7 protein-coding genes, 2 tRNA genes and 1 pseudogene are annotated in these 8,936 nt (G+C 49.6%); 9 read left to right on the top strand and 1 reads right to left on the bottom strand.

The window, feature by feature from the left end; all coding sequences use genetic code 11:
* Positions 1 to 527 precede the first annotated feature (527 nt).
* From abiEi to CBE72_RS12655, 6 genes are all read left to right on the top strand, one after another.
* Positions 528 to 1,049 (top strand): type IV toxin-antitoxin system AbiEi family antitoxin, encoded by a 522-nt coding sequence (abiEi, locus tag CBE72_RS12680; RefSeq protein ID WP_025009634.1) that lies wholly within the window; start codon positions 528 to 530, stop codon positions 1,047 to 1,049.
* A 276-nt stretch (positions 1,050 to 1,325) separates the two neighbouring features.
* Entirely contained in the window at positions 1,326 to 1,970 is a 645-nt protein-coding gene (uvrY, locus tag CBE72_RS12675; protein ID WP_025009635.1) for a UvrY/SirA/GacA family response regulator transcription factor, read from the top strand.
* Positions 1,971 to 2,060: 90 nt separating this feature from the next.
* Positions 2,061 to 3,890, top strand: coding sequence for an excinuclease ABC subunit UvrC (uvrC, locus tag CBE72_RS12670; protein ID WP_100143872.1), 1,830 nt, complete (start codon positions 2,061 to 2,063; stop codon positions 3,888 to 3,890).
* Positions 3,891 to 3,937: 47 nt separating this feature from the next.
* Positions 3,938 to 4,486: a CDP-diacylglycerol--glycerol-3-phosphate 3-phosphatidyltransferase gene (gene pgsA / locus CBE72_RS12665; RefSeq protein WP_100143870.1), complete on the top strand. Its 549-nt coding sequence runs from the start codon at positions 3,938 to 3,940 to the stop codon at positions 4,484 to 4,486.
* Between the two features lie 238 nt (positions 4,487 to 4,724).
* A tRNA-Gly gene (locus CBE72_RS12660) sits at positions 4,725 to 4,800 on the top strand.
* A 34-nt stretch (positions 4,801 to 4,834) separates the two neighbouring features.
* Positions 4,835 to 4,908 (top strand) — tRNA-Cys (locus CBE72_RS12655).
* A 218-nt stretch (positions 4,909 to 5,126) separates the two neighbouring features.
* On the opposite strand, the pseudogene CBE72_RS12650 reads toward CBE72_RS12655, so the two are convergent.
* Positions 5,127 to 5,417: pseudogene (locus CBE72_RS12650) on the bottom strand (HU family DNA-binding protein); the annotation flags it as partial.
* Positions 5,418 to 5,620: 203 nt separating this feature from the next.
* Between CBE72_RS12650 and CBE72_RS12645 the strand changes: the two are divergent.
* The 3 genes from CBE72_RS12645 (at position 5,621) to rplY (ending at position 8,794) form a co-directional block, all read left to right on the top strand.
* Complete coding sequence (locus CBE72_RS12645; RefSeq protein WP_229671753.1) at positions 5,621 to 7,075, top strand: L,D-transpeptidase family protein; 1,455 nt, start codon at positions 5,621 to 5,623, stop codon at positions 7,073 to 7,075.
* A 198-nt stretch (positions 7,076 to 7,273) separates the two neighbouring features.
* Positions 7,274 to 7,822, top strand: coding sequence for a peptidoglycan L,D-endopeptidase MepK (mepK, locus tag CBE72_RS12640; protein ID WP_100143866.1), 549 nt, complete (start codon positions 7,274 to 7,276; stop codon positions 7,820 to 7,822).
* Positions 7,823 to 8,506: 684 nt separating this feature from the next.
* Positions 8,507 to 8,794, top strand: coding sequence for a 50S ribosomal protein L25 (gene rplY, locus CBE72_RS12630; protein ID WP_100143862.1), 288 nt, complete (start codon positions 8,507 to 8,509; stop codon positions 8,792 to 8,794).
* Positions 8,795 to 8,936 lie beyond the last annotated feature (142 nt).

Raw genomic sequence — 8,936 nt, 5'->3', positions numbered from 1 at the left:
GCCCATCCAGGGTTCAAATCCCTGCTCCTCCGCCATATTCAGAAAGGCCCGCTTGTGCAAACAGGCGGGCTTTTTCGTATCTCAGTTTTGATGATAGCGATTAGCCAGGTATAGGCGGTTAGAAAATGGCGGGTTTATAGCGCCGTCATGCAGGGTTCAAATCCCTGCTCCTTTGCCATATTCAGAGAAGCCCGCTTGTGTAAACAGGCGGGCTTTTTCATGGCTGATTTCCATATCTATCCAAGCTAGTTGTCATTCTGACTGAAGCGTAACAGGGTTTATCGCGCCGTTATGCAGGGTACCAATCCCTGCTCCTTCGCCATAATCAGAAAAGCCCACTTGTGCAAACAGGCGGGCTTTTCGTGTTCCGGTTTTAATGATTGCTACTGGAAAATCAGTTCTGTGTTAGAGCTCACCTACACAGTTTCAAGTCCTTAATTCAGACAGAGAGGCAATCTCATTCCAATAGGCTTTAAGTGGACATTTAGGTATGCTATTAAGCACTTTTATGTCTACTTGGTTGGGTTATGGATATCAGTACTGCTTTGCAACGGCTGCACAGTTTTGATCGTAAAGGCATCTATGTGTATACCAAGGGGAATCTCAGGCGGTTATTTTTTGATGATACGGCAGAAGCGTTTAAGCAGAGCCTGCCTAGGTTGATAAAGCAGGGGATCCTGGAAAGGCCCTGCCGCGGCGTATACCTGTTTGCGCTGAGCCGGCGAGATAGTTACGCGGTAGAGCATATCGCCTGTGCTCTGCGGCGCGGTGAGTATAACTATGTCTCGCTGGAATCGGCCCTGTCTGAATACGGTGCGATTTCGCAGATCCCTATCAGCTACATTACCGTGATGACCACAGGTCGAAAGGGAGTTTTCAAGACACCCTATGGCACTATCGAATTTACCCATACCCAGCGCGATGACATGGATATTTTGCACAATACCATTAAAATTCCGCAAAGGCCGCTGCGTATGGCTACAGAAGCGGCTGCCCTGAGAGATCTGAAACGGGTTGGCCGGAACTTGCATATGTTGGTTGAATCCTAACCGGATTAATGTCGACCCGAACCCATTTGTCTTTCGACCAAGGCATTGTTGCACTGACTTTGGCATTTTATTGCCTTGGCAAGAGAATTTTTATGCAACAAAAGGGAAGATTGTTGCACTTTATCCCTTATCCAAGTCAACATAAGAATGAGTTTCTTTTATAATCATAAAGTTAACTTGAGCTTTTCTATTGTCGGCAGATGGGCTAAATTATCCCAAAGGCTTCGAAGAATCAGGGCTACACGAAAAGGCCGACAATAATAAGGTGGGTTGAAGTTGATATCCGTATATTTGGTGGATGACCATGAGTTGGTCAGGACCGGGATCCGCCGGATCCTCGAAGATGAGAAAGGCATTAAAGTTGTAGGGGAAGCCGGTGATGGTGAAGCTGCTGTGCAGTGGAGCAGGCAGAATGAAGCCGATGTGATTTTGATGGATATGAATATGCCCGGAATAGGGGGGCTTGAGGCCACCCGTAAAATTCTGCGTTACCAACCTCATGCCAGAATCATAGTATTGACTATCCACTCAGAGGATCCTTTCCCGACCAAGGTGATGCAGGCCGGTGCTTCCGGTTATCTCACCAAGGGAGCCAAGCCGCCTGAGGTGATCCAGGCCATTCGACAGGTGGCTCACGGGCAGCGATATCTTTCACCGGAAATTGCCCAGCAGATGGCCTTGAGTCAATTTGATCAGACAGATGAAAACCCCTTCAAGTCATTGTCTGAGCGAGAACTGCAGATCATGATGATGATCACCAATGGTGAGAAGGTCAATGATATCTCCGAACAGCTGAACCTCAGCCCCAAAACGGTAAACAGCTACCGTTATCGCTTGTTTGCCAAACTGGGGATCAGCGGTGATGTGGAGCTGACCCGGTTGGCGATTCGTTATAAAATGCTCGATACCGGGCAGTTCTGATTTACAGAGGGAGCCATGGCTCCCTCTTTCCTTGTTGTTTTCTGTCCCTGAAATCTTTATCTCCTCAGCCGTTATTCATAGAGTGGGTTCATGCCGCAGGAATTCAATCCCAAGCTTTTTCTTAAAAATCTGACCTCGGCACCGGGCGTCTATCGTATGTACGACAGCGCCGGTAGCGTGATTTACGTGGGCAAGGCCAAAGATCTCAAGAAACGGCTATCGTCTTATTTTCGCAAGAATCTGCCCAATGTGAAGACTCAGGCGCTGGTGTCTCATATCGCCAATATCGATGTGACACTGACTCACAGTGAAACCGAAGCGCTGATCCTGGAAAACGATTACATCAAGCAGTACTTGCCGAAATACAATGTGCTGCTCAGGGATGATAAGTCTTACCCCTTTATTTTGCTGAGCCAGCACAGGCACCCCAGGCTCGCCTACCACAGAGGGCCGCAACGGGAGAAGGGGCAGTATTTCGGACCTTATCCCAATGGCGGTGCGGTGCGTGAAAGCCTGCATTTGATGCAGAAACTGTTTCCTATTCGTCAATGTGACGATCTCTACTACAAGGCGCGCTCGCGTCCCTGTTTGCAGTATCAGCTCAAGCGTTGCAGCGCTCCTTGTGTCGGCAAGGTCTCAGACGAGGAATATCAGGAGCAGGTCAAGCTGGCGACCCTGTTTCTCAAGGGCAAGGATCAGCAGGTGCTCAGCGCCTTGGTCAAGAAAATGGAGCAGGCGGCCGAGTCCATGGCTTACGAGCAGGCAGCGCGCTATCGGGATCAGATCATGGCGCTCAGGCGGGTGGCCGAGCAGCAAGAAGTGTCATCCAGCCACGGTGATCTCGATGTGATTGGGGTGCACTACGCCTCAGGGGTGGCCTGTTTCCACCTGTTGTTTATTCGCGAGGGCAAGATTTTCGGTAGCCGCAGCTACTACCCCAGCGTGCCGGCACAGACCGAAATGGCTGAGGTACTCAGAGCCTTTATGCTGCAGTTTTATCTCAATGTCGATATTCAGCGTACTATCCCGCGGGAAATTCTCCTGAGTGACAGCTATGAGGAACTGGAGGAGCTGGAGCAGGTGTTGATGGAGGCGCTGAACAAGAAAGTGGCCATCCGCACTCGAGTACGAGGGGATAGGGCCGGTTATTTGCGCTTGGCCAAGACTAATGCGACCAATGCAGTCAATACTAAGTTGGCCCACCGTAATACGGTGGAGCAGAGATTCCTGCTGCTTGAAGAGGCGCTTGAACAAAGCACCCCGATCAAGCGTATGGAGTGCTTCGATATCAGTCATACCATGGGGGAGAGCACTGTGGCCTCCTGCGTGGTATTCAATCGCGAAGGGCCGGACAAGAGCGAATATCGGCGTTACAACATCAAGGGCATTACCCCTGGCGATGACTATGCGGCGATGAAGCAAGCCTTGACTCGCCGGTTTGATAAGGTCAATGCTCAAGGCAAGATCCCGGATATCGTCTTTATCGATGGTGGTCTTGGACAACTGAGAATGGCTCAGGAAGTGGTCAACGAAAAGTTTGTCGGCATAGAGGCGGTACCTACACTTATCGGGGTCGCCAAAGGTGAGAGCCGCAAACCCGGATTGGAAACCCTGATCTTCGGTGATACCGAAGAGAGCTTTTCACTGCCGGATGACTCACCGGCGCTACATCTTATTCAACATATTCGCGATGAATCCCACAGGTTTGCGATTACCGGTCATAGAAATAAACGTCAAAAGACCCGCAACACCTCAAGCCTGGAGTCTATCCCGGGGATTGGCCCGAAAAGACGTAAGGCCCTGTTGCAATATCTGGGGGGCTTACAGCAAGTGAAGGGGGCAAGTGTCGCGGAATTGGCAAAAGTGCCTGGGATCAGTCCAGAAATGGCTCAAACGATACATGATGCATTGCGAGGGTAGCAAAAATCAGGCAAGATTGGCGCTGCTTTTGACTATTTGGTTCTATCATGCCGTTTAATATACCCATCGCCCTTACTTGGTTTAGGTTGTTCTTACTGCCTGTTTTTGTTCTGATATTTTACTTGCCATACAGTTGGGCGCCGTTTGTGGCTGCGTTTGTTTTCTGGCTTGCAGCGATCACAGATGCTTTGGATGGGTATGCGGCTCGAAAGTTGGAACAGTCTACTCGTTTCGGTGCCTTCCTGGATCCTGTGGCCGATAAGCTGATGGTGACCACGGCTCTGGTGCTGTTGGTCGAAGACTACAATACTATCTGGTTGACCTTGCCGGCGCTGTTTATGATTGGGCGTGAGCTGGTGATATCGGCACTGCGCGAGTGGATGGCCGAGATCGGTAAACGCGGCGCTGTGGCGGTATCCTGGATTGGCAAGTACAAGACAGCGGCACAGATGGTGGCAATTATCGGTCTTATTTGGAAGCAGGGTGATTGGATGGTTTATGCCGCCTATGCCTTGTTATATGTGGCGGCTTTCCTGACCTTCTGGTCGATGATTTGTTATATCAAGGCGGCCTGGAAGGATCTGATTGCCGGGTGATTGCTGCTATTTTACACCCGGTTGCACAATAAAGTTTCGATAAGATTATTTAGTGTTCAAGCAAACAGTTAAGGGTAAATTCTTCGTTGACAGCCAAGGTTAAAAGCGTAGAATGCCAATCCGTAGTCAGGGCTGGCTCTGAATACTAAACCTCGTAAAGNCAGCCAAGGTTAAAAGCGTAGAATGCCAATCCGTAGTCAGGGCTGGCTCTGAATACTAAACCTCGTAAAGAAGTGATGCGACATTAGCTCAGTTGGTAGAGCGGTACCTTGCCAAGGTACAGGTCATCGGTTCGAACCCGATATGTCGCTCCAATATCACACCACGCTCTGTGTTGTGATTCAAAAAGGCGCGATGGCAGAATGGCTATGCTGCGGATTGCAAATCCGTCGATCTCGGTTCGACTCCGGGTCGCGCCTCCAATTTAAAAAACTCCTTGATTAAGTTTTTCCCGCTAATGCAAAGTAACTCTGGTTACTGTTCTGGTTACCGTTTGCATCTGTTGCTTTATCTACAATCGCTGGCGAATTTCATCGCATTAAAATAACCGTCTAATGTTTTTTCTTAAATGTTGGCTTTTATATCGATAGCTATTGTTAATAGGTGCTGATAGCGGGGCAGAGGGTGCCCCGAGCGCGGACTAATCTTGTTGCAGCATCTGTCTCAATGAAGGGGAAGGCTTAAAGCTTGGTTGGTTACAGCCTGCGATCTCCAGCGGCTCGCCGGTTTGCGGGTTCCGACCGTTGCGAGGAAGGTGGTATCTGAGCTCAAAAGTGCCAAACTGTGGCAGATAGACCTTTTCACCTTCAGTTAGCGCCTGGGTAAGGCTGGCCAGAATATGCTGCAGTTGCACTTTGGCTTCTGCTTGGGGTATCTGTTGTCTTTCGGCCATCTGCCGAATGAGCATTTGTCTATTCATTATATTGCCTGTTACTGCTTTGGCAGGATTTTATATCAGAATAGTCTCGATAATCACAGGCTTGTACTGATAACTGATTAATTATCAATCGCTAATAATCATTTGTTTGCTGATCTCCCAGGTTCTCTGACGGTTGCTAGGCCATTTGTCAGCAAAATATCATCGAATCACGGTGTAAATTTGCCATAATTGAGCTTATGCCCAGGGAGGCCGATATGACCCAGCGCGCGTTAATGTCTCTACTGATCATTCTATTCCTCAGTAGTGCGGCATTTTCAGTGAAAGCCGATGATGCCGCTCTCAGGATCCTGAATGATCAACTGCAGTTACTGGCACTGTTGCCGGAAGGGCGAGAATTTGCCGATGATTTACGCACTATACGTGGTGGTGATCTCAACTTGCAGCTGGAACGCCGCGATGGGATTGAACAGGGCATCGCCGACTTTTGGAAACGTCGTGGCGTATCCTTGGCATTTAATCAATTGTCCAACGATGCTGACCCTCTCAGTCGGGCATTGGCGCTGGAACCTCAACAAGATGACTATCTGGCAACCAGCAGCCGGATCCGCTATCTGATTTGGCTCGCTGAGCAGCATCAATGGCCTAGGTTGGACCCCGGCGGTTGGCTGCGCCCTGGCGACAGTCATCTATTGATCCCAACGATTGCCAGGCGTTTATATTGGCTTGGCGATCTCAATAGCGAGCCTGGGGATAACAAGGTTTATTCACCGCAGCTGGCCTCGGCGGTAGAAGCGTTTCAATCCCGTCATGGGCTTAAAACCGATGCAATTATTGGCCCAGATACGCTGCGCTGGCTCAATACCGAACCGTTGGCGCGAGCTCGCCTGCTGGCCAGCAATTTCGTTGCCCGCACCGTCTACCAACAGCAGTTGGGGCCGCGTTACCTGTTGGTCAATATCCCGGCGTTTGAATTGACTCTGGTGGATGACAATCAGGTACAGTTGCGCTCCCGGGTCATAGTCGGTAAGCCCTATAGGCAGACGCCGCTGCTCAGTAGCGAGGTATCCAATATTGTTTTGAATCCTACTTGGACAGTGCCAAGGGGGATTCTGAGGCGCGACTTACTGCCGCAGATCCGCAAGGATGGCGAATACTTGCAACAGCGGCATTTCAATGTCTATGACTATCAGGGCAATAGAGTCGAAGAGAGCGCCGAAGCCTGGCAAAAAGAGGCGAGTGGCCGTTTTCCTTATCGTTTAGTGCAGCAACCTGGCGCCGATAATGCCTTGGGACGCTACAAGTTCCATTTCAGCAATGGCTTTAATGTTTATCTGCATGACACACCGGACAAGCATCTGTTTGCCAAGGCTAATCGTGCCTTGTCATCCGGTTGTATCCGGGTCGACAAGGTGGAAGAGTTGGCGTCCTGGATGGCCAATAATCTGGTGCGGGACAAGAGAACCTGGCAAAGGATGCAAAGTGACTATCAAACCACTCAGTGGTTTGCCTTTGAGCAGCGTCTGCCTGTTCATCTGGTGTATTGGACCGCTTGGATGGATGAAAGTGAAGTGGCGCAATTTCGCAGTGATATCTACCAGTTGAGCCCTGGGGTTAAGGTCGCTGTCGAGGCCAGGGTACGACAGGATGCGGAGCTAGCCAATAAATCAGGACAACGTTTGCGGAGTGAAGCGCATTTGTTCGGTCCTTGAGATTGAGGGCGCACCTTTGCCGCATGGGTCAAAGGTTAAGCTTGTTGGACTAACTTAATGTGGCACAAGGAATTATCTTATTTCTAGCCGACTTCTCGGGAAAGGGGCGTTGGTGCTGGGTATAAATCGGCGCTTGACCTTGGCGTTAATCCCGTATAATTTGCCGCCTTGTGGTTGTTTTTTGTGCAAGGTGAATAAGTGTCAGTAGTATGTCCTGCCCGTAGGCAGTTGTTGATGGGGCTTGGTGGCGCGGCAATGGTTTCTATGCTTCCTTCAAAAGCGATGGCGAGTCGGTCTACCAAAGGTAGCCGATATCTGAGTTTTTATAACCGCCATACAGGCGAGCGTGGTGACGGGACTTATTGGAAAGACGGTCATTATCAGAGTAATACTCTGTCGCAATTCAGCCATCTTTTGAGGGATCATCGGCAAAATCTGGCGGCGCCCATGGATAAACGTTTGTTCGATCTCCTGTTTAACTTGCAGCAGACGCTGTCTGTTTCTGAAGAGATCCATGTGATTTCAGGTTATCGCTCACCTAAAACCAACGCCATGTTGGCGGGCAAGAGCAATGGTGTCGCCAAGAAGAGTTACCATATGCGGGGCATGGCAATGGATATTGCGATACCCGGAGTTAAGCTTGAGACTTTGCGTGAGGCTGCCCTGTCATTAAAACTAGGGGGAGTCGGCTATTATCCGGCGTCGGGATTTGTCCACGTTGACTGCGGGCCGGTGCGCAGCTGGTAGTTTTTTCTGCCATTGAAAGCTTGTTTTCCGCTCGGCGGATAAAGCCCTGTTCGCGGGGCTTTCTATCTTCAAGCAGTGCCATCAATTCGCTGAATTGTAATCTGAGGCGCAACAGCTCGCGAGTTTGCTGCCAGTCGGCTACTAGGGTGTTGAGCCTGTCGTAAAAAAGGGCGTCTGAGCTCAATTGTTCGATAAGATCCGGGTAGTTGCAGGCTCGCATCAGATGCAATAGATGGCTGCTTTTTTGCTGATTACAGGCGAGGAATTCCAGAAGGATAAGATCGAGTTTCTCTTGTCTAAAGGGAGCATGTTCGATCAGGTAATGCAGTTCCGCTGCCAGTTTATAACACAGGCTATCATCCCGGATCAGTTGCTGCAGATTGGCGTTCATCGGCTCTCTTCAAGTCATAAAACCAGACCACTTCAAGCAGAGTAGCAGCAGCTTAAGCGAAAAATTGTGATCTTGATCGGGGTAAAACTTCTACTAAGCAAGGGCTTTTCCTAATGGTTACAGATATTACAGATAAGCAACAGCTAAAATGGCGGGCAGGGTTATCATCTTGCTCTCAAACAATAAGTTGGCTTGTTTGCCCAAGAGAGCTGTGCTAGTATTCGCCCGCTTTATACGAGGCTGTTATTGGTCGAAAATGACAGCCAATTACTGACTATTTAATGAGAATGACTATGTCTTACACTATTCCAGCACAAACCCGCACTGAGATTGGGAAAGGTTCGAGCCGCCGCCTGCGTCGTGACGGGAAAGTTCCAGCCGTTATCTACGGTGCCGGCAAAGAAGCCGTTTCTATCGTGTTTGAACACAAAGATATCATCAACATCCAAACCAACGAAGACTTCTACACCAGCGATCTGACCATCGTTCTGGACGGTAAAGAAGTTAAAGTACGTGCCCAGGCTATGCAGCGTCACGCATTCAAGCCAATGATCGAGCACGTAGACTTCGTTTACGCTTAATCGATAATTGGATGTTGAAAAAGCGCCCTGAGGGCGCTTTTTTTATGTCTGTATTCTGACCTTTAAGTCAGAGTCGCTTTTTATGTCCGGTAAGTCGCCGCGGCCAGCAAGGTTGGTATCTGCTGCCGAGAAGTGCTTACCG

Source organism: Shewanella carassii, from assembly GCF_002777975.1.
In the GTDB taxonomy this organism is placed as follows: domain Bacteria; phylum Pseudomonadota; class Gammaproteobacteria; order Enterobacterales; family Shewanellaceae; genus Shewanella; species Shewanella carassii.
Note: the sequence above shows the minus strand (reverse complement) of the source record. Positions and strands in the feature narration are given on the sequence as shown.